Here is a 24,835-nt window from a genome sequence, read left to right on the forward strand (position 1 = left end):
TGGTCCTCACATGCGTTCGAAGGAGCGGAACCGCTCCCAGTCGGTCACGGCGGAGTCGTAGGCGTCGAGCTCCACCCGGGCCATGTGGAGGTAGTGCTCGACGACCTCGTCACCGAAGGCGGCGCGTGCGATGGGGCTCTTCTCCCACAGGTCGGCGGCCTCGCGGAGGGTGGTCGGCACGTGCTCGGCGTCGCCGGTGTACGCGTTGCCGGTACAGGCGTCCGGCAGCTCCAGCTTGTGCTCTATCCCGTACAGCCCGGCCGCGACCATGCCGGCCACCGCGAGGTACGGATTCACGTCGCCGCCGGGGAGGCGGTTCTCGAAGCGGTGGGCGTGGCCGTGGCCGATGACGCGGAGCGCGCAGGTGCGGTTGTCCGGGCCCCAGGCGACCGCGGTGGGCGCGAAGGAGCCGGGCCGGAAGCGCTTGTAGGAGTTGATGTTCGGCGCGTACAGCAGCGTGAAGTCGCGCATCGCGGCGATCTGTCCGGCCAGGAAGTGCCGCATCAGCGACGACATGCCGTACTCGCCGTCCGCGTCGGCCAGTACGGGGGCGCCGTCCTCGTCGCGCAGCGAGAGGTGGATGTGGCAGGAGTTGCCCTCGCGCTCGTCGTACTTCGCCATGAAGGTGAGCGCCATGCCCTCCTGGGCCGCGATCTCCTTGGCGCCGGTCTTGTAGACGGCATGCTGGTCGCAGGTGGTGAGCGCCTCGTCGTAACGGAAGGCGATCTCGTGCTGGCCGAGGTTGCACTCGCCCTTGGCGGACTCCACCGTCATGCCTGCCGCGCCCATCTCGTTGCGGATGCGGCGCAGCAGCGGCTCGACCCGGCTGGTGCCGAGCACGGAGTAGTCCACGTTGTAGAGGTTGGCGGGGTGCATGTCGCGGTAGCCGCGGGACCAGGCGTCCTCGTAGCTGTCCTTGAAGACCATGAACTCCAGCTCGGTACCGGCGTAGGCGCGCCAGCCGCGCTCGGCGAGCCGGTCCAGCTGGCGGCGGAGGATCTGCCGCGGGGAGGCGACGACGGGGCTGCCGTCGTGCCAGGCGAGGTCGGCGGTGAGCAGCGCCGTACCGGGGCTCCAGGGCGTGCGGCGCAGCGTCCCGGTGTCGCCGTGCATGCAGAAGTCGCCGTAGCCGCGCTCCCAGGAGGACATGGCGTAGCCGTCGACGGTGTTGAGGTCGACGTCGACGGCGAGGAGGTAGTTGCAGCCCTCGCTGCCATGGGCCAGGACGTCGTCGAGGAAGAACCGGGCCGCGAACCGCTTGCCCTGGAGCCTGCCTTGCATATCGGTGAAGGCGAGGACGACAGTGTCGATCTCCCCGGTGTCGACGAGCCTTCTCAGCTCCTCGACCGAGAGCGGGGGCGTGCGGTCTGCCACGGTGGTGCCTCCTGTCGCTGCGTCCGGAGGTCATAAGGTAGGCACACGAACCATTGATTGGGAAGGGGTTGCGGTGGACGGAGCGGCGGACCGACTGGCGCCGGTGCTGCGCCCGGTGCGGGCGGGCAACGGTTTCGAGGAGGCGCTGGAGCAGATACTCCAGATCGTGCGGCTGGGACTGGTCCCCCGGGGCGAGCGGCTGCCGGCCGAACGCGAACTGGCCGAGCGGCTGCAGATCAGCCGGGTCACGCTGCGCGAGGTGCTGAAGGTGCTGCAGGACGAGGGGCTGGTGGTCAGCAGACGCGGGCGGTACGGCGGCACGTTCGTACGGGAACGGGCGGAGACCCCCGGCGAGGACGAGCTGCGCCGCCGCATCGCGCAGGTCGACGTCGAGGACACGCTGCGGTTCCGCGAGGTGCTGGAGGTGGGCGCGGCCGGGCTGTGCGCGGGGTACGGGCTGGATGGGGAGCAGGCGGGGCGGCTGCGGGAGGCGCTGGCGGCCACGCACGACGCGCCGCTGGCCGACTACCGGCGGCGGGACACGCTGCTGCATCTGACGCTGGCCGAGCTGTCGGGCTCGGCGACGCTCGCCGCGCAGTACGCGGCCGTCCGGGCGACCGTCAACGACCTGCTGGACTGCATCCCGCTGCTGGTGCGCAACCTGGAGCACTCCCAAGCGCAGCACACCGCGCTGGTGGAGGCGGTGCTGGAGGGCGACGCGGACGGGGCGCGGGAGGTGATGCGCGAGCACTGCTGCGGGACGGCGGCCCTGCTGCGCGGCTTCCTCACGGGCCGGCCGCCGACGCCGTAACCGTTCTTTTACGGCACGGGTCTTGCGCCCCACCCTCTCGTACGACAAAGGTATGGTGCTAAACCTTTACCCCGCCGAGGCAGGAGCGGCTCATGGCCGACAGCACGGAACCGCGCACCGCACCGCCCACTCCCCCGCCACCCGGGGCCGCGCCCGAGGACGCCTACCTGGAGAAGCGCTCGCTGCGCCGGGGCAGCGCCGGCCCGCTGCTGCTCACGGGCCTGGGCGTCGCGTACGTCGTCTCCGGCGACTTCTCCGGCTGGAACAACGGCCTGGCCCAGGGCGGCTTCGGCGGTCTGGCGCTGGCCGCGCTGCTGATGGGCGTGATGTACACCTGCCTGGTCTTCGCGCTCGCGGAGCTGGCGTCCGTGCTGCCCACGGCGGGCGGCGGCTACGGCTTCGCGCGCCGCGCGCTCGGCACCTGGGGCGGCTTCCTGACCGGTACGGCCATCCTCATCGAGTACGTCCTCGCACCCGCCGCGATCTCCATCTTCATCGGCGACTACGTCGAGTCCCTCGGCCTGTTCGGCCTGACGTCCAGCTGGCCGGTCTACCTCGCCTGCTTCGTGATCTTCATCGGCATCCACCTGTGGGGCGTCGGCGAGGCGCTGCGCTTCAGCCTGGTCGTCACCGCGATCGCGGTGGCCGCGCTGGTCGTCTTCGCGCTCGCCGCGGTCACCGACTTCCACGTGAGCGCGCTGAACGACATCCCGGCGGACAAGGGCGCCTTCGGCGCGTCCTCCTGGCTGCCCTTCGGGATACTCGGGATCTGGGCGGCGTTCCCCTTCGGCATGTGGTTCTTCCTCGGTGTCGAGGGCGTGCCGCTGGCCGCCGAGGAGACCAAGGACCCGGCCCGCACCCTGCCGCGCGCGATGGCCGCCGCGATCGGCGTCCTGCTGCTGCTCGCCCTGGTCACCTTCCTCACCGCGACCGGGGCGCGCGGCGCCGCCGCCCTCCAGTCCGTCGGCGACCCGCTGGTCCAGGCCCTGCAGCCGCACGGCGAGCCGACCGTCACCTCCCGCATCGTCAACTACGCGGGCCTGGCGGGCCTGATCGCCTCCTTCTTCTCCCTCATCTACGCCGGGTCCCGGCAGCTCTTCGCCCTCTCCCGGGCCGGCTACCTGCCCCGCTTCCTCTCCCTCACCAGCCGCCGCAAGGCCCCCTACCTGGGCCTCCTCGTGCCCGGCGCGCTGGGCTTCGCACTGGCGGCGGCCACCGGCGACGGCGCCCGGATGCTGAACGTCGCGGTCTTCGGCGCCACCATCTCCTACGCCCTGATGGCCCTCTCCCACATCGTGCTGCGCCGCCGCGAGCCGGGACTGGCGCGCCCGTACCGCACCCCCGGCGGCATCCTGACCTCCTCGATCGCCTTCGTCCTCGCCTGTTCCGCGCTGGTCGCGACGTTCCTGGTGGACAAGGAGGCGGCCTTCATCGCACTGGGCGTGTACGCCGTCGCGCTGGCGTACTTCGCGCTGTACTCGCGGCACCGGCTGGTGGCCGCGGCACCGGAGGAGGAATTCGCAGCGCTGGCCGCCGCCGAGGCCGAACTCGACCGCAACTGACCGCTCACCTGCACCCCGACCGGAGGTCCCCGTGCCCACCCCGCCGCTCATCGGCATCAGCACCTACCTGGAAGACGAAGCCCGCTGGGGCGTGTGGACCCTCCCGGCCGCACTGCTGCCGGCCGGCTACCACCGCCTGGTCCAGCGCTCCGGTGGCCTCGCCGCCATGCTGCCGCCGCACGAGCCGGACCTGGACCGGGACGCGGCGAAGGAGGCGGCGGCCGCGGTCGTGGCCCGCCTCGACGGCGTGGTGATCGCGGGCGGCCCCGACGTACGGCCCGACCGGTACGACGCCGAGACCGATCCCCGCACCGGGCCGCCGGCCCTCGCCCGCGACACCTGGGAAACGGCCCTCATCGAGGCAGCCATCGACTCGGGCACGCCCCTGCTCGGCATCTGCCGCGGCATGCAGCTGCTGAACGTCGCGCTCGGCGGCACGCTGTACCAGCACATCGAGGGCCACGGCGGGCCACCCGGCGTCTTCGACCACCACAAGGTCACCGCCGTGGCGGACAGCCGGCTCGCCGGCATCCTGCCCGAGCCGGTCTCCGTACCGACGTACCACCATCAGTCCGTCGACCGGCTCGGCCGCGGGCTGCTGGCCTCCGCGTACGCCGAGGACGGCACGGTGGAGGCGCTCGAACTGCCGGACGCGCCGGCCTTCGCGCTGGGCGTGCAGTGGCACCCCGAGGCGGGCACGGACACCCGGGTCATGGACGCACTGGTGGCGGCCGCCGCCCGCTGACGCTGCCTCAGAAGGACAGCTGCCTCAGAAAGACATGGGCTCAGAGCCCGATGTCGTCCGCGACCCCCACCAGAAGCACCCGCGTGCCCGCCTCCCGGGCGCGCCAGCGGTGCGTCACGCCGCCCGTGCAGTAGAGCGTGTCGCCGCGCCCCAGCTCGTACCGCTCCCCCTCGGCCTCCGCCTCCACGGCACCCTCGACGACGTACAGCAGCTCGTCGTTCGGGTGCCGGAACTCCCGCCCCCACTCGTGGGCGCCGGTGAACTCCAAGGCGTGCAGCTGCTGTTGGCCGCGTACCAGCGGCCGCACCGTGCCCGCCGCGCCGTCCTCCAGCGCGGCCGCCGCATCCGCGCGCACGACGTCGACGGCGCGGCGGTCCTCCGCCGCGCCCAGCAGCTGGACCGCCGTGCTCTCCAGCGCGTCCGCGATCCGCTGCAGCGACCGCATGCTGGGGCGGGCCCGGTCGTTCTCGACCTGGCTGAGGAAGGGCTTGGACAGGCCGGTACGCCCGGCCAGCTCGGCGAGCGTCAGGTCCAGCGCGCGGCGGCGGCGCCGCACCGCCCGGCCGACCCGCGGCACCGGCCCCTCCTGATCTTCACGCATCCTGCACTCCCTCTCCCCTTTATCGCCACGTTCACGGCATTGCAACAAACGGTCCCTAGCATCGAACCTGTTTGATGTCATCAAACAAAGTTTGACACTCCGACGAACAAGGGACGGACCCGCCATGACCGCTGTCGATCAAAACACACGCCGCCGCCGCGGCACCGGCCTGCTCGCCCTCGACGAGGACGCCGCCTCCCCCGGCTACACCCTCTACGCGCCGCTCACCGGCACCGGCGAGGTCTACCTCGTCGACCTGCACGGCGAGGTCGTCCACCAGTGGAACCTCCCCTATCGCCCGGGCCGGCACGCCCGCATCCTCCCCAACGGCAACCTGGCCTACAACGGCGTACTCCCGGACCAGGAAGCCCTGTTCCCGATGTGGCACAAGTACCGCGGCGGCGTGATGCAGGAGATCACCCCCGACGGCACCGTCGTCCGCGAGCACATCGACCCGCTCCAGCACCACGACGCGCACCACTGCGGTGACGGCCGCATCCTCTACGCCGCGCTGGAGCCGCTCACCGGCGAGCGCGCGGCAGCGGTACGCGGCGGCGTCCCCGGCTCCGAGCCGACGACGGCCGAGGGCCCGACCGTCTATGCCGACACCATCAAGGAGGTCGACGCGGACGGCACCGAGCTGTGGTCCTGGCGCGTCGCCGACCACCTCGACCGCGACGAGTTCCCCCTGCACCCCGACTACTCCCGCGAGCACTACCCCCTCATCAACGCCGTCCTCCCGCTCGCCGACGGCAACATCCTCGCCAGCCTCCGCAGCGCCTCCGCGGTGATCGTCATCAGCCGCGAAACCGGCAAGATCCTCTGGCGCACCGAGCCCGGCATCGTCTCCCAGCAGCACAACCCCACCGAACTGCCCAACGGCAACATCCTCATCTTCGACAACGGCGTCTTCCGCCCCGGCTGGGACGTCCCCTTCTCCCGCGTCATCGAGGTCGACCGCTCCTCCGGAAAGATCGCCTGGGAGTACCACGACCCGGCCCGCGAGGCGTTCTTCGCCCCCTTCATGGGCAGCGCCCAACGCCTCCCCAACGGCAACACCCTCGTCTGCGACTCCCCCGCCGGCCGGATCTTCGAGGTCACCGCCGACGGCTACCTCTGCTGGGAGTACGTCGTCCCGCACTTCGGCGGCTACCGCGAGCCCGAGGTCGGCCGGATCTTCCCCGCCCAGCACAACGCCCTGTTCCGCGCGTACCGTTACGGTGCCGAGGAACTGCCCTGGCTGCCGGAACAGGGATGACCGGTGGCCGCCCCCGCCGGCACCACCCGCACCGGAGGCGACGCCCCTGACGGCGGACCGCCCGGCCCCGACGGCCGGCCGGTCCACCCGGTGGACGAGCGGCTCCCGCTGCTCCGTCTCCTCCCCCTGGCCGCGCAGCACGTCCTCGCGATGCTCGCGGCCCCGGTCTCCACGGCGTTCCTGATCGCCACCGGCCTCGGCCTGCCCCCGGACCGCACAGCAGCACTCCTCAGCGCAACACTTGTACTGTGCGGCGCGGGGGCCCTCCTCCAGTCCTTCGGCGTCCTGCGGATCGGCGCCCGGCTGCCGTTCATGATGCTGCCGGGCGGCGCGGCCGTCGCGATCTTCCTGCAGATCAGCAAGGAACACGGCCCGGCCACCGCGTCCGGCTCCGTCCTGATCGCGGCCGCCTTCCTGCTCGCCGTCCTCCCCCTCTACGGCCGCATCGTGCGCTTCTTCCCACCGGTAGTCCTGGGCTCCACCGTCCTCCTCATCGGCATCAACATGATCAACGTCACCGCGCCGATGATCGCCCACGACACCTGGCTCGCCCTCGTCACCATCGGCGCCACCGCGCTGTGCTACCTAGCACTGCGCGGCGTGTGGCGCCAGATGTCGGTACTGGCGGGCATCGCGGCCGGAACCGCGGCCGCGCTCCTGACGGGCACCGGCATGAAGGCCATGCCCGAAGGCGGCACGGTACTGGCCCTCCCGCATCCCTTCCCCTACGGCGCCCCGCACTTCGACCTGCTCGCAGCCGTCCCCCTCATCGTCTTCACCCTCGCCTCGCTCGCCGAGGCCACCGGGCAGACGGTCCTCAACAGCGAGGCGGTCGGCCGCACCCCGAACCCCGCCCGCGACGTCCCCCGCACGGTCCGCGCCGACGCACTCACCTCCCTCGCCGCGGGAGTGCTGGGCACCTCCATCATGGTCACCAGCGCCGAGAACATCGGCATCGTCCAACTCACCCGAGTCCGCAGCCGCTTCGTCACCGCCGGCGCCGGCGCCCTCCTCGTCCTCATCGGCCTGCTGGCCCCGGTCTCCCAACTCCTGGCCGCACTCCCCACCCCGGTCGTGGGCGGCGCGGGCCTCGTCATCTACGCGGTAATCGCCGCCATGGGCATAGGCATGCTCCGCCGCGCCGACACCTTCGAGGGCCCGGTCACCACAGTCCTGGCCCTCACCCTCCTGGCCGGCCTCCTCCCCGTCCTCGCCCCGGACCTCTACACCCCACTCCCGACCTGGGCCCGCACCCTCTTCGGCAGCGGGGTGCCGGCGGGGGCGATCACGGCGGTGGTACTTACGGCGTTGTTCACCAAGTCCTCCACGGCGCCATCCACTCCGGTCACCCCACCCCCCGAGTCAGCCCCAGCAGCTGCCGAGCCGGGCCCGCAGGGCGTTGGCCCGCCGGCCAGACCGCCCGCAAGTCGCGGCCCAGTCTGATCCCCGGTACCGGGATCTCGACCAGGCGCCTCGCCGCCAGTTCCTCGCCTACGGCGAGTTCGCTGAGGACCGACGGGCCCGCGCCGCTGACTGCTGCGGCCTTTACCGCCGTTGTGGAGGCCAGTTCGAGGAGGGGGGGTGCTAGTGGGGGGAGGGCTGCGTCCAGTACTTGGCGGGTGCCGGAGCCTTGTTCTCGGAGGATCAGGGGGGTTGCGGCCAGTTCGCGGGCGGTGAGTGGGGTGCGGCGGCGGGCCCAGGGGTGGGACGGGGCGGCGACCACCACCAGGCGGTCGTGGCCGATGACCGCGCCGTCCAGGCCGGGCGGCACGTCCAGGCCCTCCACGAAGCCGAGGTCGGCCTCGCCGGAGAGGACCCGCTCAGCGGCCACCGTGGAGTTGCCCGCGAAGAGTGACACCGCGGTGTCCGGGCGTTGGGTGCGCAGGGCGATCAGCCAGCCGGGCAGGAGGTACTCGGCGATGGTCATGCTCGCGGTCACGCGGAGGCGGGAGTCCCGTCGGCCGCGCAGCGCCTGCGCGCCCGCGTCGAACGCCTCGGCCGCTTCGACGATCCGGCGCGCCCAGTCCGTGACGAGCGTACCGGCGTCGGTCAGGCGCGAGCCGCGCGGCGAGCGTTCGACGAGGCCGACGCCCAACTGGCGCTCCATGGAACGGAGTCGGCTGGAGGCGGCGGGCTGGGAGATGCCCAGCTCCTTGGCGGCCCGGCCCAGGCTGCCCAGCCGGGCGACGGCGAGCAGTAGTTCCAGTGCGGCCAGATCCGGTACGCGGTATGCCAGCCTGCCGTTGTGCGGCCCCTCCGCCGCACCGATTTCAGATCCCCGCAATCCCCGCTCTGCTTCGCTCATAAGGCCAGCTTACCCGTTACTCATAACCCCAGCTTATGACCTCATAGACACGATGTCCCTGGTGGGGGCGGGCGCGCGGCGGAACCCTGGAGGCATGGCTACCCTCGCGCAACACCGCTCCCGCCCCGTGACGGGCTTCCAAGGCCGCGCCCGCGGCTCGGTACGGCACCTCGGCCCCAACTGGTACGCCGCCGTCATGGGCACGGCGATCATCGCCAACGCCGGTGCCACGCTCCCGGTGCAGGCCGGCGTGCTGCACGCTGCGTACGAGGTCGTCTGGGCGTTGTCGGCCGTCATGCTGGCCGTGCTGCTCGTCGCCCGCGCCGCGCACTGGATCCGCCACACCGACCAGGCCAGAGCCCACCTGCTCGACCCGATGGTGGCGCCGTTCTACGGCTGTCTGGCGATGGCCATGCTGGCGGTCGGCGGTGGCACGCTCGCCGTCGGCAAGGACGTGATCGGCGTGTCCGCCGCCGCGGCGGTCGACGGCGTGCTGTGGGTCGCGGGGACCGTGACCGGCCTGGTCGCCGCGGCGGCCATCCCGTACCTGATGGTGACCCGGCACCGGATCGACGTGGGGACGGCCTCCCCCGCCTGGCTGCTGCCGATCGTCGCTCCCATGGTCTCCGCGGCCATCGGCCCCGGCCTGATCCCGCATCTGCCGGCCGGCCAGTGGCGCTCCGCGATGCTGCTGGGCTGCTACGGCATGTTCGGACTGTCGCTGCTGACCGTGCTGGCGATGCTGCCGCTGGTCCTGTCGCGGCTGATCCACCACGGGCCGCTGCCGCTCGCCGCGACGCCCGCGCTCATCCTGGTCCTCGGCCCGCTCGGCCAGTCCACGACCGCGGTGAGCAACCTCGCGAACGCCGCGCCCGCCGCGGGCTCCTCGTACGCCGACGCGATGACCGCCTTCTCCGTGCTGTACGGCGTGCCGGTCATGGGCTTCGCGCTGCTGTGGCTGGGGCTGTCCGCCGCGATGGTGGTCCGCGCCTTCCGGAGCGGGATGCGCTTCTCGATGACCTGGTGGGCCTTCACCTTCCCCATCGGTACGTGTGTCACCGGCGCCGCCGGGCTGGCGGGCCACACCGGCCTGGCCCTGTACGACTGGCTCACCGTGGGCCTGTACCTGCTCCTGGTGGCGGGCTGGCTGACGGCCTTCGTGTACACCGCGCGCGGCCTCTTCCGCGGCACGCTCCTCGCGCCGCCCGCCTCGGCGCCGGCCCCGCAGCCCGCGGCCGTCTGAGCAGTCACTTCCCTACCCGGCGGTGCACCGGCCCTTGGCCCCGGTGCACCGCCGTACTGTCATGCGGCCGCCGCCAGCGCCGCCCTCAGCACGCCCGGCGCCTCCGCCAACGACGGCCCGTACCAGGTGAGATGGCGGCCGCTGACCAGCGCGGCGGGCAGCCCGGGGAAGGCCTCGGGCCCGTCGTCGGCGGCGAAGCGGTACGGCTCGTCGGGGAGTACGACGAGGTCGGCACCGCGGTCGTTCAGCTCGTCCAAGGGGATGCGCGGGTAGCGCTCGGCGTGGTCCGCGTACAGGTTGCGCACGCCCAGCCGGGCCAGCAGGTCGCCCGCGAAGGTGTCCCGGCCGAGCACCATCCACGGCCGCCGCCAGATGGGCACCACGGCCGCCGACCGCGGTTCCCCGGCCGGCACCTCCCGCCAGGCCGCCTCCGCCGCGTCCAGCCAGCCGGGGCGGGCCAGCCCGCAGCCGCGCACGAGGACGCGGTCCAGTTCGCGGAACGCCTGCGGCAGGTCGCGGACCTCGGTGACCAGCACGTCCAGGCCGGCGGCGCGCAGCGCGGCGAGGTCGGCCGGGCGGTTCTCCTCCTCGTTGGCGATCACCAGGTCGGGGCCGAGGGCGGCGATCCGCGCGGTGTCGGGGTTCTTGGTCCCGCCGATGCGCGGCACGTCGAGCCCTGCGGGGTGGCTGCACCAGTCGGTGACACCGGCCAGCAGCCCGGGCGCGGTCGCGGCGACCGCCTCGGTCAGGGAGGGAACGAGGGAGACCACACGGCGTACGGGGGTACGAGCGCTCATCGGCCCACCGTACGCGGACGGGCCCCGCCACCGGAGTGCGGTGGCGGGGCCCGTTCCCGAAGGGGTGTGACGGCCGGTCAGTACCAGCCTTACGGCCGGTCAGTACCGGTACGGCGTCACTTCACCGGGGCCATCTCATCGACGATGCCCGGGTGCGCGTCGACCCACTTCTTGACGCCTTCCTCCTCGTGGCCGGTGCCCGCGTCGTTGACGGCCTTCTCCAGGCTCGCCAGGTCATCGGGCTGCATGTGCCAGTTCTTCAGCCAGCTGTTGAACTCGGGGAACTTCTTGGGGAAGCTCTTGTGCGCGACCGACTTGATCTTGTTGCCGGCCCCCCAGGTGCCCTTCGGGTCCTTCAGCTTGGTCAGGGGGTACTTGTCGTACGCCCAGTGCGGCGACCACAGGACGACCGCGATCGGCTCCTTCTTGCCGATCGCCCGCTCCAGCTCGGCGAGCATGGCGCTGGTACCGGCCTCGGTGACCTTCATGTTCTGCAGGCCGTACGCGGGCAGGACCTTGCTCTTCAGGCGCTTCATCTCGCCGGTGCCCGGCTCGATGCCGATGATCTTGCCCTTGAACTCGTCCTTGTGCTTGCGCAGGTCGTCCATGGACTTCACGCCCTTCACATAGGAAGGCACCGCGATCTCCAGGGACGTCTTGTCGTACCACGCACCGAGGTCGACCAGATCGTTCTTGTACTTGTCCCAGTACTGCTTCTGCGCGACCGGCAGCCAGGCGTCCATCTCCACGTCGACCTGGCCGGTCGACAGCCCGGTCCACATCGGACCCACGTCGAGGTTGCGCATCTTCGGCTTGTAGCCGCGCTGCTCCAGGACGTACTTCCACAGGAACGAGGTGGCGATGCCCTCGTCCCAGGACGGGTAGCCGATGTTCGGCGCGGCGCCCGCGTCCTTGCCCTTGGCGTACGAGCCCGGGGCCGGGGCCAGCTTGTCGGCCATGCCCGGGTTCTTCTTCAGCCAGGCGCGGACACCGTCCTGCTCGTGCCCCTTGCCGGCGTCCTGGATCGCCGCCTCCAGGCCGGTGAGCTGCTTCTCGTCCAGGTGGAAGTTCTTCATCCACGAGGCGACCTGCGGCTCTTCCTTCGCGAAGCCCTTGCGGCCGAGCGTGTGGATGCCGTCACCGGAGCCGAAGGAGCCCTTGGTGTCCTTGAGCTTGGTCAGCTTGTACTTGCTGTACGCCCAGTGCGGGGACCACAGGGTCACCGCGATCGGCTTCTTCGCCTTGATGGAGCGGTCCAGCTCGGCCAGCATCGAGGAGGTGCTGGAGGACTGGAGCTTGTACTCGCCGTCCAGGCCGTAGTCCTTGAGGACCTTGTCCTTGACGATCTTCATCTCGCCGGCGCCCGGCTCGATGCCGACGATCTTGCCGCCGAACTCCTTGCCCTTGCCCTTGAGGTCGTCGAGCGTCTTGACGCCCTTGACGTAGGACGGGACGGCGACCTCCAGCGAGGTCTTGTCGTACCAGGCGCCGTAGTCCTCGAGCTTGTCCTTGTACTTCTTCCAGTACGACTCGTGCGTCACCGGCAGCCAGGAGTTGGTCTGCACGTCGATGTCGCCCTGGGCCTGGCCCGTGTAGAGCGCGCCGGCCTCCAGGGCCTGCGCCTTGGGCTTGAAGCCGCGCTGCTCCAGCAGCTCCTTCCACAGGTACGTGGTGGCCTTGCCCTCGTCCCAGTTGACGTAGCCGAGGTTGATCTGGCGGCCGTCGCCGATGCCGGCGGCGGCGTCGCCGCCCTTGCTGCCGAAGGCGTTCAGACCGCCGGCGGCCAGCGCGAGCACGACCACACCGGTCATCGCGAGCGAGGTCGCCGGGCGCCACTGCAGGAACTTCAGACCGCCGAGCGTGGCCTGTGCCTTGGCCAGCGCGCGCCGGCCGAGCGGCGAGACCCGCTGGTTCAGGGCGCCGGTCATGCGGTCGAGGTACATCGCGAGGATGACCACCGCGAGGCCGGCCTCGGTACCCAGGCCCACGTCGACGGAGCTGATCGCGTCGTAGACGGAGGAGCCCAGACCGCCGCCGCCGACCATGCCGGCGATGACGACCATGGACAGCGCCAGCATGATGACCTGGTTGATGCCGGCCATGATCGTGGGCAGCGCGAGCGGGATCTGCACGCGGAAGAGCGTGCGGCGCGGGTGCGTGCCGAACGCGTCGGCCGCCTCCACCAGCTCCTGGTCGACCTGGCGGATGCCCAGCTCGGTCATGCGGACGGCGGGCGGCATGGCGAAGACGATGGTCGCCACGATGCCGGGGACCACGCCGAGGCCGAAGAAGAGGATGCCCGGGATGAGGTAGACCATCGCCGGCATCGTCTGCATCAGGTCCAGCACCGGGCGCACCGCGCCGCTGACCGCGCGGTTGCGGGCGGCCCAGATGCCCAGCGGCACCGAGATGACCACGATGACCAGGCAGGCCACCAGGACCAGGGAGAGACTCTCCATGGTGGTGTCCCACTGTTCGATCGAGTCGATCAGTGCGAAACCGAGGAAGGTCAGGACGGCGGCCAGCAGGCCGCGCAGCCACCAGGCGAGCACCGCGAGGATGCCCGCGAGGATCAGCGGCTCGGGCGCGGCGAGCACCATGTGGAAGAAGCCGTACACCGCGTTGAGCACGTGGGTGATGAAGCCGAAGAGCCAGTCGACGTTCGACTGCAGCCACTTGACGGCCCCGGCGGCCCATGTGCCGATCTCGATCCTAGGCACCGGCGATCACCTTGCTCTCGTCGGCGTCCTTGCCGTCCGTGTCCTCGGGCGCGGCGTCCTCGGCGTCCTTGGCCGCGTCGTCCTTGGACAGGGGCTGCTTGTCCCCGGGCTTCTCGTCCTCGGGCTGCGCGCCCGCGGGCTTCGCGTCCTCGGGCTGCTTGTCCTCGGGGGCGGGCTGGGCCGGTACGGCGGCGACGGCGTCGTCCGGCGCCTGCGGCTCGGGCTCGCCGAGCGCGGCCAGCAGCTTCTGCGCCGGCACCGCGCCGATGAGCTCCCCGGCCGCGTCGGCCACGGCCACCGGGACCGCGCTGGCGGAGCAGGGCGCGAACAGGTCGACGAGCGGGGTGTCCTTCGTGACCGTGGCGGGCGCGGCGGCACGGAACTGCTCGGCGGTGGATATCTCCGTACCGTCGGCGTCCTTGCTGCCCAGCACCGACGCCACGTCCGTCATGATCGCGCCGGCGGTCAGCACCCGGGTGCGGTCGACGTCCTGGATGAAGGACGCGACGTAGTCGTTGGACGGCCGTACGAGGATGTCCTCGGCCGAGCCGTTCTGCACGATCCGGCCGTCGCGCATGACGGCGATCCGGTCGCCGAGCCGCATGGCCTCGTTCAGGTCGTGCGTGATGAAGACGATCGTCTTCTTCAGCGTCTTCTGCAGCTCCAGCAGCTGGTCCTGCATGTCGCGGCGGATCAGCGGGTCCAGCGCGCTGAAGGACTCGTCCATCAGCAGCAGGTCCGCGTCGGTCGCCAGCGCGCGGGCCAGGCCCACGCGCTGCTGCATGCCGCCGGACAGCTCGTCGGGCCAGGACTTCTCCCAGCCCTTCAGGCCGGCCAGCTCCAGCGCCTCATGGGCGCGCCGCCGGCGCTCGGCCTTCGGTACGCCCTGGACCTCCAGGCCGTACGCGGCGTTCTCCAGGACGCTGCGGTGCGGGAAGAGCGCGAAGTGCTGGAAGACCATGGAGATCTTCTGCGAACGGACCCTGCGCAGCTCTTTGGGGCTGAGCGTGGTCAGGTCCTGGCCGTCGAACCGCACACTGCCCGCGGTCGGCTCCAGCAGCCCGTTCAGCATGCGCAGCAGCGTGGACTTGCCGGAACCCGACAGACCCATGACGACGAAGATCTGGCCTTCGTCCACGGTGAACGACGAGTCGATCACCGCTGCCGTCGTACCCTCGGCGCGCAGCTCGTCACGGGTCGCCCCGCCCTCGAGTTTCCGCACGGCGTCATCGGGTCGTCTGCCGAACACTTTGTACAGGTGCTCGGCTTGCAGCCTGGACACATGCACCTCTCTGGTCGAACCAAGGAACGGCCCGTCCCAGCCATGGGTGATCCCCAGGCCGAAAGGCTGGGGAGGGGCCGTGGAGCGGCACGGCTTCGGGCCGCTTGCGCCGGGACAGAAAAAGTTGAATTCCTTACCGGTTCCGCTCCGGATGCGCGCCTGCCCCCCTTTATTCACGTCAAACACAACAGTGACTCGCCTCACAAGCGGCACACGTTTGACGCGAGGTCACACGCGACCCGGACACGGCGGCTCGCGACCCAGACGCGAGGGGGTGCGCGGCGTTGTCAGCGGCGTTGTCAGCGGCGTTGTCAGTGGCGTGCGGCATCATCGGCGTGTGACCCGACGCCTGATGCTCCTCGACACCGCCTCGCTGTACTTCCGCGCGTACTTCGGCGTGCCGGACTCCGTCCGCGCCCCGGACGGCACGCCCGTCAACGCCGTCCGCGGCCTGCTGGACTTCATCGCCCGCCTCCTCCAGGACCACCACCCGGACGACCTCGTGGCCTGCATGGACGCCGACTGGCGCCCCCAGTGGCGGGTCGACCTCATCCCGACGTACAAAGCGCACCGCGTCGCCGAGGAGGCCCCCGAGGGCTCCGCGGCGCCGGACGTCGAGGAGGTCCCGGACACGCTCTCGCCGCAGGTCCCGGTGATCGAGGCGGTACTGGACGCGCTGGGCATCGCGCGCGTGGGCGCGGCGGGATACGAGGCGGACGACGTCATCGGCACGCTCGCCACGCGCGCCGCCGGCCCGGTCGACATCGTCACCGGCGACCGCGATCTGTACCAGCTCGTCGACGACCGGCGCGGCGTGCGCGTGCTGTATCCGCTCAAGGGCGTCGGCACCCTCCAGGTCACCGACGAGGCCTGGCTCCGCGAGAAGTACGGCGTGGACGGCGCGGGCTATGCGGACCTGGCGCTGCTGCGCGGCGACCCGAGCGACGGCCTGCCGGGCGTGCCGGGCATCGGCGAGAAGACCGCGGCGAAGCTGCTGGCGTCCTTCGGCGACCTGGCCGGGATCATGGCCGCGGCCGACGACCCGGCGGCGAAGCTCACGCCCGCGCAGCGCAAGCGGCTGACCGAGGCCCGCCCGTACCTCGACGTCGCGCCCACGGTCGTCCGCGTCGCCTCGGACGTCGCGCTGCCCGACTTCGACCCGGAGGTGCCGAAGGAGCCGGCCGACCCCGCGACGCTGGAGGAGCTGGCCGGGCGGTGGGGCCTGGGCGGCTCGCTGCAGCGCGTCCTCTCGGCGCTTCCGGCGTGAACTGTTAGGTTAGGTGAACCTAACTTTTCATTCGCAGCGCCCAGGGGGCCCACCGTGGCAGCAGACCGTCCCGCCGAACGTCCCGCCCGTAGGAAGGCCGTCACCTACCGCGCCCGCGTGGTGCACACCGAACGCCTCAGCCCGCACATGATGCGGGTCGTCCTGGGCGGCGCGGGCCTGGCGGAGTTCCCCGCGGGCGAGTACACCGACCACTACATCAAGCTGCTCTTCCCGGTGCCGGGCGTGACTTACCCGGAGCCGTTCGACATGGCGCAGATCCGCGCCGACTTCCCGCGCGACCAGTGGCCGCGCACCCGGACGTACACGGTGCGCTCCTGGGACCCGCAGAGCCTGGAGCTGACGGTCGACTTCGTGATCCACGGCGACCAGGGGCTGGCCGGGCCGTGGGCGCAGCAGGCCGAGGCGGGCGCGGAGATCCGTTTCCTCGGCCCGGGCGGCGCGTACGCCCCGGAGGCCGCGGCCGACTGGCACCTGCTCGCCGGGGACGAGAGCGCGCTGCCGGCCATCGCGGCGTCGCTCGCCGGGATGCCGGAGGACGCCGTGGTGCGCGCCTTCATCGAGGTTCCGGACGCCCGCGAGGAGCAGAAGCTGCGGGCGCCGGCCGGCGCGGAGATCGTCTGGCTGCACCGCAACGCCGAGCCGGTGGGCGAGCGGCTGGTCGAGGCCGTGCGCGCGCTGGAGTTCCTCCCCGGCCGGGTCCAGGCGTTCGTGCACGGCGAGGCGGGCTTCGTGAAGGAGCTCCGCCGGCTGCTGCGGGTCGAGCGCGAGATCCCGCGCGCGGACCTCTCCATCTCCGGTTACTGGCGCCGCGGCCACGACGAGGACGGCTGGCAGGCGTCGAAGCAGGAGTGGAACGCGACGGTGGAGGCGGAACAGGAGACGGGTTCGGCGACGGGTTCGGTGACGGATTCAGTGACGCCGAACGCCTCCTGAGCGCGCAGCGGCTGACGTTGCGTCAGCTTTGACGCGTCAGCCTTGAGGCGTCAGCCTTGAGGGGAGCGGGCGCCTGCCGGGTGGCGGGCGCCCTCTTCGCGCGCCGGGCGGCGGGCGCCCTCGGCGCACGCACCGCCGTCCCCCGCCGAGCGACTCACCCCGCCTCGCCCCCGTACGCGCGCGACGAGGCGTCCGTGTGGGCCAGCCGACGCAGCGCCGCGAGGACGGCGTCCCCGATCACCGTGCCCACGACCACCCCCTCGACCAGCCGCTCCACGTCCGGCGCGCGCCGCACGTACGCCAGGTCCGCGGCCGCTATCCGCTCACAGGCGTCGGCGTAGACGTCGAGCACCTCCTCGAACCCGCCGTGCCCCAGCCCGCGCAGCGTGACCAGCGCGCCGGCCAGCGCCTCGCCCGGCGGGCCGTCCGGCGCCACCCGCCACCCGCGCCGCGCCACCAGCTCCGCGACGGCCTCCCGCGCCTCCGCCAGCTCCTCCGGCCCGGCACCCTGCGGCGGCGTCAGGCTCTTCTGTGCCGCGCCGAGCACCTTGTGCACCGGCCGGTCCGCGTCCTCGACCGCCGCCAGCACCTCGCGCACGGCCGAGACCGACAGCCCGCCGACGTCCAGCAGGCCGCGGATCAGCCGCAGCCTGCGCTCGTGCGCCTCGCCGTAATCCGCCTGGTTCGGGCTGGTCAGAGAGCCCGCCGGGAGCAGCCCTTCGCGGACGTAGTACTTGATCGTCGGTACCGCCACTCCGGTCCGCCGACTCAACTCCCCGATGCGCACTCGCTCTTCACGCCCTTCCGAAGTTCTTCAAGGGGTTGCCAACCACTCCCCCCATCATAGATAGTCCCACTATCAGATAGCGGCAAGTGCCACTATCTATTCAGCACCATGACGATGACGGGGGTTACTCATGTCTGCTCCACTCCTGCCCGCCCTGCGCTCGGCGGCCGTGCACCGCCCACTGACCTGGTTCTCGATCACGATGGCCGTCCTGGCCGTCGTCTCGGCGGTCGGCCTGGTCGCCGACGACCGGGTGCTCGTCGGTTCGCCGATCTGGTTCAAGCCGCTGAAGTTCGCGGTCTCGTTCGCCCTGTACGGGCTGACGCTCGCCTGGATGCTCGCCCGGCGCCCTGCGCCGAGCCGAATCGGCTGGTGGGCCGGCACGGTCGTCGCCGTGACCGGCGCCGTCGAAATGGCCGTCATCGTCGGCCAGACCGTCCGCGGCCGGCGCAGCCACTTCGACGTCGCCACCCCGCTGGACCAGGCGCTCTTCCAGGTCATGGGCGCGACCATCGTCGCGCTGTGGCTCGCCACCTTCGTGATAGCCGGGCTCCAGTTCCGCGGCGGCCGGGGCACCGACCGCGCCGCCACCTGGGCCGTTCGGCTCGGCGCGGTGATCGCGCTGGTCGGCCTGGCGCTCGGCGGCCTGATGCTCATGCCCACCCCCGACCAGCAGGCCGCCGCGGCCCACGGCATCCGGGACGTGATCGGCGCGCACAGCGTGGGCGTGCCGGACGGCGGGCCCACGATGCCGCTGACCGGCTGGAGCACCACCGGCGGTGACCTGCGCATACCGCACTTCGTCGGGATGCACGCGATGCAGGCCCTGCCGCTCTTCCTGCTCGGTCTCGACGCGCTCGGCCGCCGGGCGCCGCGGCTGCGGGCCGCGCGCGTACGGCTGCGGCTCGTCCTGGTCGCGGCCGGCTTCCTCACCGGGCTGCTGGCGCTGGTGACCTGGCAGGCGCTGCGCGGTCAGCCGCTCGTGCACCCGGACGCGGCGACGCTGGGCGCGCTGACGGCCCTGCTCGCCGCGACCGCGGGCGGCACGTACGCCGCGCTGCGCGCCCCTTCCCGTACGGACGACTCCGCAACGCCCTCCGCCATCGCCCAGGAGGTGACGGCATGACCGCCTTCCTCTTCGACCTCTCGTTCTGGCTCGCGGCGCCCGTCTGGGCACTGCTGATCCTCGCGCCCGGCCGGCGGTGGACCGATCGGATCGCCGCCTCCCCGCTGCCGATGGTCCCGGTGCTCCTGGTCTACCTGGCGCTGGCCGTACCGGTCTTCCCCCGGCTCTGGACCGCCGTGTCCCACCCCGAACTCGGCGGCTTCCAGGACCTGATGGCCCTGGACGGGGGCGCGGCGGCGATCTGGGCGCAGGTCATCGCCTGGGACCTCTTCCTCGGCCAGTGGATGTACCGCGAGGCCCGCCGCCTGGCCATCCACCCGCTCGTGATGGGCCCTCTGCTGGTCCTGACCGTCCTGCTCTCCCCGATCGGCGTCCTGCTCTTCCTCGCCATCCGCGCCACACGGCTGCGCACGACACGGGCCAACGAACCAAGCCCGTCCGGTCTTTGAGGACGGGCCCACCCGCGGCCCCCGTCCCTCCATCGGATGGCCGACCTCCGTTCCACCCACCCGGCCGGCCCGTACGGCGTACCGTATGGGCCCCGGCTGTCGGCACTTTGGACGGGTTACATGGCAGTTGAGTTCAGTCGGCGCAGTGGCACCCTTCCCCTCGAGCTGACCGGCTTCGTCGGCCGCACGGAAGAACTCGCGCAGGTGCGCCGGATGCTGGCCGAGGCCCGGCTGGTGACGCTCATGGGGCCGGGCGGGGTCGGCAAGACGCGGATCGCGCTGCGCACGGCCGCCGCCGTCAGGGAGGACTTCGCCGACGGCGTCCGCGTGGCCGAGCTGACCGCTCTGCGCGACCCCGAACTGCTGCCCAATGCCCTGTGTACGCTGCTCGGCGTCCCACCGCAGTCCGCCGCCGAGCCACTGGACGCCCTCGTCGACCATCTGCAGGACCGGCAGCTGCTGCTGATCATGGACACCTGTGAGCATCTGGTCGACGCCTGCGCGATGCTCGCCGACATCGTGCTCGGCGCGGCGCCCGGGGTGACCGTGCTCGCCACCAGCCGCCAGCCTCTCGACGTACCGGGCGAGCACGTCTTCCCGGTGCCACCGCTGCCCCTCGGTACGGCCGTCGAACTGTTCGCGCAGCGCGCCGCGGCCGTCACCCCGGGCTTCGCCCTCACGGACCGGAACCGCCCCGACGTCGAGGCCCTCTGCCGCCGCCTGGACGGCATTCCGCTGGCGATCGAACTGGCCACCGTCCGGCTGCGGGCCGTGGGACTCAAGCACCTGGTCGCCCTGCTCGAGGAGCGCTTCCGGGTGCTGACCGGTGGCCGGCGCACCGCCCTGGCCCGTCACCAGACGCTGCGCACGGCCATCGGCTGGAGCCACGAGCTGTGCACGGACGCCGAACGGCTGCTGTGGGCACGGCTGTCGGTCCTCGCGGGCTCGTTCGATCTGGAGGCCGTACGGCGCGTGTGCGGGGGCGGTGCGCTGCCCGCCCACGAAGTGGTCGAAACGCTCATCGGGCTCGTCGACAAGTCCGTTGTCATCCGCCTGGACGGCTCCGAGGCCGAGGAGGTCCGCTACCGCCTCCTGGACACGATCCGCGAGTACGGCGCCGACTGGCTCGCCGGGCTCGGTACGGACGAGGAAACCGCCTGCCGGGAACGGCACTTGGCGCACTACCGGGCATTGGCGCAGCGCTTCGCGGACCGCTGGTGCAGCAGTGAGCAGGTCGAGCTGTTCTGGACGGTGGACCGCGAGCGCGCCAATGTACGGGCCGCGCTCGAATACGCCTGCCTGCGGACGGGCCACGAACGGGAAGCGCTGGCCTTCGCGGTCACGCTCGGGCACTACTGGGGCCTCGGATCGTACTTCCGGGAGGGGCGGCGCTGGCTGACGCAGTGTCTGGAGCAGGTGCCCGAGCCGGTGCCGGAGCGGGCGGACGGGTTGCGCCTGCTGTGCTGGTACGCCATCCGTCAGGGCGACCGGGGACCGGCGCGGGCCACGGCCCGGGAGTCCCGGGCCGTCGCCGAGCGGCTGGGCGACGAGCGACTGCTCGCCCTCGCCGCCCACTACGTGGGAACCCAGAGCCTGATCTGCGGAGACCCGGCCACCGCCATCGCCGCCTTCGAGGAGGCCCGCGAGCGGTTCCCACGCCTCGGCGACCACCCCGGCCTGGCGCAGGCCCTGATGGACTACGCCGCCATGCACGCCATCGTCGGGGAGCCCGACAAGGCACTCGCCGTCGCCGAGGAGGCCCTGGACCTCCTCGCCGAGCATCCGGGCGAGGGCTGGGTCCGCGGCAATGTGTTCGCCGCGCAGGGCATCGCGTACTGGCGCGCCGGAGACATCGCGGCGGCCTCTTCCGCCGCGCGGGCGGCGGTCCGGCAGAAGTACCGGATGGCCGACAAGCACGGTGCGGCCGCCTGTCTGGCCATCCTGACCTGGCTCGCCGCCGCCCAGGGCCGGTACGGCCGCACCGCATGTCTCGTGGCGGCGGCCGAGCAGCTCGGCGAGGACCTGTCGGCCGTCCTGCTCGGCGTACCGGTCCTGATCGACGCCTACGACCGCGCGCGGGCCGAGGCCGGCAAGGCGCTGGGCGAAACCCGCTTCGAGCGCCTGCGCCGGTACGGCGCCGAGCTGTCCATGCGGGAAGCGGTCGACTTCGCGGAGGCGGACGAGGACACCCCCTGCACGATGACGCCGGCCGCCGACGCGCGGCGCGCGGGCGACGGCCTGACCCGGCGCGAGCACGAGGTCGCCGAGCTGGTGGGGCAGGGCCTGTCCAACCGGGAGATCGCCGAGCGGCTGGTGATCTCCAAACGCACCGCGGACGCGCACGTCGAGCACATCCTGGGCAAACTCGGCTGCTCGTCACGCACGGAGATCGCGCCCACGCTGGCGGAGAGGCAGCCCTGAGGCGCTCCCGCTCGATCGGGCCCCGGCTGCCGCCCCGACACCGGGGAGCCGGCAGCCGCCCCCGCCGACGCCCGGCACCGCGGTAACGAGGAAGCCGCTCCCACCGACGCCCGACACCGCGGTAACGAGGAAGCCGCAGTAACGAGGAAGTCCCCTGGAGGTCAGGGCCTACCCCACCGACGAGTAAGCCACCACTCCCCGCAGCACCCCGTCGACCGCCTTGCGGGCCGCCTTCGTCACCGTCGAACCCTCCGGGGCCGCGGCAGCGATCTGCCCCAGTACGTCGATCAGCTGCTTGCACCAGCGGACGAAGTCACCGGCCGGCATCTCCGCCTCGCGGAGCACCGCGTCGAGCCCCACTCCGGACGCCCACTGGTGTGCCGCCCACGCGAACCCGAGGTCCGGCTCGCGCTGGCCGACGCCCTCCGCCTGGCTGATCCGGTGGTCCTCCTCCAGGGCGTCCAGCCGCCCCCAGATCCGGACCATCTCGCCCAGCGCCGCCCGCGCCTTGCCCGAGGGCAGCTTCGGCGCGACCGCGTCGTCCGCCTGCCGTGCCTCGTACACCAGGGCCGACGCGCACGCCGCGAGCTCCTGGGGCGACAGCCCCTCCCAGACGCCCTCGCGCAGGCACTCGCTCGCCAGCAGGTCCAGCTCGCCGTACAGCCGCGCCAGCCGTCGGCCCTCGTCCGTGACCGTGTCGCCCTGCAGATAGTCCAGCTCGGTCAGCAGCGAGCAGATCCGGTCGAAGGTGCGCGCGATGGTGTTCGTACGACCCTCGATGCGGCGCTCCAGCTGACGCGTGTCCCGCCGCAGCCGGTGGTACCGCTCCGCCCACCGCGCGTGGTCCTCGCGCTCGTCGCAGCCGTGGCACGGATGCGCCCGGAGCTCGGTGCGCAGCCGCGCGATCTCCCTGTCGTCCGCGGCCGGGGACCGCTGCTTGCGGTGCCGCTCCGGCCGGATGTGCCCGGCCTTCGTACGCAGCGCGGACGCCAGGTCGCGGCGCGACTGGGGACTGCGCGCGTTGAAGGACTTCGGGATGCGCATCCGGTCCAGCGCCTGCACCGGCACCGGGAAGTCGATCGACGCCAGCCGCTTGACCTGCCGCTCCGCGGTGAGCACCAGCGGCCGCGGCCCGTCCTCGGCGTGGAATCCACGATGGCCGTTCGTCCGCCCCGAGGGCATCCCCGGATCGAGCACCAGCGCCAGCCCCGCGAACTTCCCCGTCGGTACGTGGATCACGTCGCCCGGCTTCAGCTTCTCCAGCGCCGCCGCGGCGGCCGACCGGCGCTGCGCCGCGCCCTGCTTGGCCAGCTCCGTCTCGCGGTCCTTCAGCTCCCGGCGCAGCCGCGAGTACTCCTCGAAGTCCCCGAGGTGGCAGGTCATCGCCTCGCGATAGCCCTCCAGCCCCTCTTCGTTCTTCTGCACCTGCCGCGAGATGCCGACGACCGACTTGTCGGCCTGGAACTGCGCGAAGGACATCTCCAGCAGCTCGCGCGAGCGGTGCCGGCCGAACTGGGAGACGAGGTTGACCGCCATGTTGTACGACGGCTTGAAGGAGGAGCGCAGCGGGTACGTACGCGTGCCCGCCAGGCCCGCGACCGCGGCCGGGTCCATGCCGCGCTGCCACAGGACCACCGCGTGGCCCTCGACGTCGATGCCGCGCCGCCCGGCCCGGCCGGTGAGCTGGGTGTACTCGCCGGGGGTGATGTCCGCGTGCTGCTCGCCGTTCCACTTGACGAGCTTCTCCAGGACGACCGAGCGCGCCGGCATGTTGATGCCGAGGGCCAGGGTCTCGGTGGCGAAGACCGCCTTGACCAGGCCCTTCACGAACAGCTCCTCGACCACCTCCTTGAAGGTGGGCAGCATGCCGGCGTGGTGCGCCGCGATGCCGCGCTCCAGGCCCTCCAGCCACTCGAAGTAGCCGAGGACGTGCAGGTCCTCGTCGGGGATGCCGGCCGTGCGGGCCTCAACGATCTTGCGGACCTTCTCCCGCGCCGCCTGGTCGTTCAGCCGCAGGCCCGCGTACAGGCACTGCTGGACCGCCGCCTCGCAGCCGGCCCGGCTGAAGATGAACGTGATCGCCGGGAGCAGGCCTTCATTGTCCAGCCGGTCGATCACCTCGGCGCGGCTGGGCGTCCAGATCCGGCTGCGCTGCCGCCGCTCGCGCTCGCGGTCCGCCTCGCGCAGGTTGTTGCGGCCGCGGCGCTTGTCGCGGCCGAAGGTGGGGCGGCTGTTCTCCATCCGGGCCAGCCGCACCAGGTCGGGGTTGACCTCGCGCTTGCCCTGGCCGGGCTCGGCGCCGTCCCGCTCCTCGAAGAGGTCGTACATCCGGCGCCCCGCCAGCACGTGCTGCCACAGCGGCACGGGGCGGTGCTCGGAGACGATCACCTCGGTGTCGCCGCGCACGGTGTCCAGCCAGTCGCCGAACTCCTCGGCGTTGGAGACCGTGGCGGAGAGCGAGACCAGCGTCACGGAGTCGGGGAGGTGAATGATCACCTCTTCCCACACCGCGCCGCGGAAGCGGTCGGAGAGGTAGTGCACCTCGTCCATGACCACATAGCCCAGGCCATTGAGGGTCTGGGAGCCGGCGTAGAGCATGTTGCGCAGCACTTCGGTGGTCATCACGATCACCGGTGCGTCGCCGTTGACGCTGTTGTCTCCGGTCAGCAGGCCGACCTTCTCCGCGCCGTACCGCTTGACCAGGTCCTGGTACTTCTGGTTCGAGAGGGCCTTGATGGGGGTCGTGTAGAAACACTTGCGGCCCTGTCTCAGGGCCAGGTGGACGGCGAACTCGCCGACAATCGTCTTACCGGATCCGGTCGGAGCGGCGACCAGCACACCCTTACCGGCCTCCAGGGCCTCGCACGCCTCGATCTGGAACGCGTCCAGCGCGAAGTCGTACATCTCCTTGAAGGGGAAGAGTGCGGTGGCCTGCTCGGCCGCGCGCGATCGCGCGGCGGCATAGCGCTCAGCAGGGGACATGTCCTCGGTCATCGTGTCTACGAGCCTACCGGCCACCTCTGACAGTCACGCGATCTTTAACCGACCCCTCCCGGAACGCCCTCCCCCTCCCAGCGGCCTGCCCACCTGAACGAGGGTGACTGTCCCTCCCCGAGCCGGCGTTCCGAACGCT

At 71.9% G+C, this 24,835-nt stretch carries 19 protein-coding genes; 11 read left to right on the top strand and 8 right to left on the bottom strand.

All coding sequences use genetic code 11. The features are described 5' to 3' along the window. Positions 1-6 precede the first annotated feature (6 nt). Positions 7-1,374, bottom strand: a complete 1,368-nt coding sequence (locus tag ACZ4MH_RS12600) for a glutamine synthetase family protein (protein ID WP_351590090.1) — start codon at positions 1,372-1,374, stop codon at positions 7-9. Between the two features lie 73 nt (positions 1,375-1,447). Between ACZ4MH_RS12600 and ACZ4MH_RS12605 the strand changes: the two genes are divergently transcribed. From ACZ4MH_RS12605 to ACZ4MH_RS12615, 3 genes are all read left to right on the top strand, one after another. Then, positions 1,448-2,185 (top strand): FadR/GntR family transcriptional regulator, encoded by a 738-nt coding sequence (locus ACZ4MH_RS12605; RefSeq protein ID WP_351590092.1) that lies wholly within the window; start codon positions 1,448-1,450, stop codon positions 2,183-2,185. 92 nt (positions 2,186-2,277) lie between these two features. Beyond that, positions 2,278-3,747, top strand: a complete 1,470-nt coding sequence (eat, locus tag ACZ4MH_RS12610) for an ethanolamine permease (protein WP_351590094.1) — start codon at positions 2,278-2,280, stop codon at positions 3,745-3,747. Positions 3,748-3,778: 31 nt separating this feature from the next. Next, positions 3,779-4,492: a gamma-glutamyl-gamma-aminobutyrate hydrolase family protein gene (locus ACZ4MH_RS12615; protein WP_351590097.1), complete on the top strand. Its 714-nt coding sequence runs from the start codon at positions 3,779-3,781 to the stop codon at positions 4,490-4,492. A 40-nt stretch (positions 4,493-4,532) separates the two neighbouring features. On the opposite strand, the gene ACZ4MH_RS12620 is transcribed toward ACZ4MH_RS12615, so the two are convergent. Continuing rightward, positions 4,533-5,093, bottom strand: a complete 561-nt coding sequence (locus ACZ4MH_RS12620) for a helix-turn-helix domain-containing protein (protein ID WP_351590100.1) — start codon at positions 5,091-5,093, stop codon at positions 4,533-4,535. 124 nt (positions 5,094-5,217) lie between these two features. Between ACZ4MH_RS12620 and ACZ4MH_RS12625 the strand changes: the two genes are divergently transcribed. Both ACZ4MH_RS12625 and ACZ4MH_RS12630 read left to right on the top strand, forming a co-directional pair. Further along, entirely contained in the window at positions 5,218-6,351 is a 1,134-nt protein-coding gene (locus ACZ4MH_RS12625; protein WP_351590103.1) for an arylsulfotransferase family protein, read from the top strand. Positions 6,352-6,354: 3 nt separating this feature from the next. After that, positions 6,355-7,794 carry a solute carrier family 23 protein gene (locus ACZ4MH_RS12630; RefSeq protein ID WP_351590106.1) on the top strand — a complete coding sequence of 480 codons (1,440 nt, stop codon included), beginning with the start codon at positions 6,355-6,357 and terminating at the stop codon, positions 7,792-7,794. Here ACZ4MH_RS12630 and ACZ4MH_RS12635 read toward each other — a convergent pair. Continuing rightward, positions 7,697-8,656: a LysR family transcriptional regulator gene (locus ACZ4MH_RS12635; RefSeq protein ID WP_351590109.1), complete on the bottom strand. Its 960-nt coding sequence runs from the start codon at positions 8,654-8,656 to the stop codon at positions 7,697-7,699. The two genes, ACZ4MH_RS12630 and ACZ4MH_RS12635, sit on opposite strands and share 98 nt — an antisense overlap. A 94-nt stretch (positions 8,657-8,750) precedes the next feature. Here ACZ4MH_RS12635 and ACZ4MH_RS12640 point away from each other — a divergent pair, with 94 nt between their 5' ends. Continuing rightward, on the top strand, positions 8,751-9,899 hold the full coding sequence (locus ACZ4MH_RS12640; protein ID WP_351590112.1) for a TDT family transporter: 1,149 nt from the start codon (positions 8,751-8,753) through the stop codon (positions 9,897-9,899). A 59-nt stretch (positions 9,900-9,958) separates the two neighbouring features. Here ACZ4MH_RS12640 and ACZ4MH_RS12645 read toward each other — a convergent pair whose 3' ends face one another. From ACZ4MH_RS12645 to ACZ4MH_RS12655, 3 genes are all read right to left on the bottom strand, one after another. Next, positions 9,959-10,696: a helical backbone metal receptor gene (locus ACZ4MH_RS12645; protein WP_351590115.1), complete on the bottom strand. Its 738-nt coding sequence runs from the start codon at positions 10,694-10,696 to the stop codon at positions 9,959-9,961. Positions 10,697-10,812: 116 nt separating this feature from the next. Next, complete coding sequence (locus ACZ4MH_RS12650; protein ID WP_351590118.1) at positions 10,813-13,416, bottom strand: ABC transporter permease/substrate binding protein; 2,604 nt, start codon at positions 13,414-13,416, stop codon at positions 10,813-10,815. Continuing rightward, the gene (locus ACZ4MH_RS12655) at positions 13,409-14,698 is read right to left on the bottom strand and encodes a quaternary amine ABC transporter ATP-binding protein (RefSeq protein WP_351590121.1); all 1,290 of its coding nucleotides are present in this window, start codon (positions 14,696-14,698) and stop codon (positions 13,409-13,411) included. Before ACZ4MH_RS12655 ends, ACZ4MH_RS12650 begins: the two co-directional genes overlap by 8 nt. A 352-nt stretch (positions 14,699-15,050) precedes the next feature. Here ACZ4MH_RS12655 and ACZ4MH_RS12660 point away from each other — a divergent pair, with 352 nt between their 5' ends. Continuing rightward, positions 15,051-15,965 (top strand): 5'-3' exonuclease, encoded by a 915-nt coding sequence (locus ACZ4MH_RS12660; RefSeq protein WP_351590246.1) that lies wholly within the window; start codon positions 15,051-15,053, stop codon positions 15,963-15,965. A gap of 54 nt (positions 15,966-16,019) precedes the next feature. Next, complete coding sequence (locus ACZ4MH_RS12665; RefSeq protein ID WP_351590124.1) at positions 16,020-16,919, top strand: siderophore-interacting protein; 900 nt, start codon at positions 16,020-16,022, stop codon at positions 16,917-16,919. A gap of 154 nt (positions 16,920-17,073) precedes the next feature. On the opposite strand, the gene ACZ4MH_RS12670 is transcribed toward ACZ4MH_RS12665, so the two are convergent. Then, positions 17,074-17,673, bottom strand: coding sequence for a MerR family transcriptional regulator (locus ACZ4MH_RS12670; protein ID WP_467754486.1), 600 nt, complete (start codon positions 17,671-17,673; stop codon positions 17,074-17,076). 235 nt (positions 17,674-17,908) lie between these two features. Here ACZ4MH_RS12670 and ACZ4MH_RS12675 point away from each other — a divergent pair, with 235 nt between their 5' ends. From ACZ4MH_RS12675 to ACZ4MH_RS12685, 3 genes are all read left to right on the top strand, one after another. Beyond that, entirely contained in the window at positions 17,909-18,832 is a 924-nt protein-coding gene (locus ACZ4MH_RS12675) for a hypothetical protein (RefSeq protein ID WP_351590249.1), read from the top strand. Beyond that, on the top strand, positions 18,829-19,281 hold the full coding sequence (locus ACZ4MH_RS12680; RefSeq protein WP_351590129.1) for an ABA4-like family protein: 453 nt from the start codon (positions 18,829-18,831) through the stop codon (positions 19,279-19,281). Before ACZ4MH_RS12675 ends, ACZ4MH_RS12680 begins: the two co-directional genes overlap by 4 nt. Before the next feature lie 120 nt (positions 19,282-19,401). After that, the gene (locus tag ACZ4MH_RS12685) at positions 19,402-21,702 is read left to right on the top strand and encodes an ATP-binding protein (protein WP_351590132.1); all 2,301 of its coding nucleotides are present in this window, start codon (positions 19,402-19,404) and stop codon (positions 21,700-21,702) included. Between the two features lie 168 nt (positions 21,703-21,870). Here ACZ4MH_RS12685 and ACZ4MH_RS12690 read toward each other — a convergent pair whose 3' ends face one another. Continuing rightward, positions 21,871-24,696: a DEAD/DEAH box helicase gene (locus ACZ4MH_RS12690; RefSeq protein WP_351590134.1), complete on the bottom strand. Its 2,826-nt coding sequence runs from the start codon at positions 24,694-24,696 to the stop codon at positions 21,871-21,873. Between the last annotated feature and the right edge of the window lie 139 nt (positions 24,697-24,835).

This window comes from Streptomyces sp. NPDC026301 (assembly GCF_055567935.1).

What these genes read in the sequence shown, in the direction of transcription:
- eat (WP_351590094.1), top strand. Translation starts at nt 2,278, where the DNA reads ATGGCCGACAGCACGGAACCGCGCACCGCACCGCCCACTCCCCCGCCA.
- ACZ4MH_RS12620 (WP_351590100.1), bottom strand. Translation starts at nt 5,093, where the DNA reads ATGCGTGAAGATCAGGAGGGGCCGGTGCCGCGGGTCGGCCGGGCGGTG.
- ACZ4MH_RS12625 (WP_351590103.1), top strand. Translation starts at nt 5,218, where the DNA reads ATGACCGCTGTCGATCAAAACACACGCCGCCGCCGCGGCACCGGCCTG.
- ACZ4MH_RS12635 (WP_351590109.1), bottom strand. Translation starts at nt 8,656, where the DNA reads ATGAGCGAAGCAGAGCGGGGATTGCGGGGATCTGAAATCGGTGCGGCG.
- ACZ4MH_RS12640 (WP_351590112.1), top strand. Translation starts at nt 8,751, where the DNA reads ATGGCTACCCTCGCGCAACACCGCTCCCGCCCCGTGACGGGCTTCCAA.
- ACZ4MH_RS12645 (WP_351590115.1), bottom strand. Translation starts at nt 10,696, where the DNA reads ATGAGCGCTCGTACCCCCGTACGCCGTGTGGTCTCCCTCGTTCCCTCC.
- ACZ4MH_RS12660 (WP_351590246.1), top strand. Translation starts at nt 15,051, where the DNA reads ATGCTCCTCGACACCGCCTCGCTGTACTTCCGCGCGTACTTCGGCGTG.
- ACZ4MH_RS12675 (WP_351590249.1), top strand. Translation starts at nt 17,909, where the DNA reads ATGGCCGTCCTGGCCGTCGTCTCGGCGGTCGGCCTGGTCGCCGACGAC.
- ACZ4MH_RS12680 (WP_351590129.1), top strand. Translation starts at nt 18,829, where the DNA reads ATGACCGCCTTCCTCTTCGACCTCTCGTTCTGGCTCGCGGCGCCCGTC.
- ACZ4MH_RS12685 (WP_351590132.1), top strand. Translation starts at nt 19,402, where the DNA reads ATGGCAGTTGAGTTCAGTCGGCGCAGTGGCACCCTTCCCCTCGAGCTG.
- ACZ4MH_RS12690 (WP_351590134.1), bottom strand. Translation starts at nt 24,696, where the DNA reads ATGACCGAGGACATGTCCCCTGCTGAGCGCTATGCCGCCGCGCGATCG.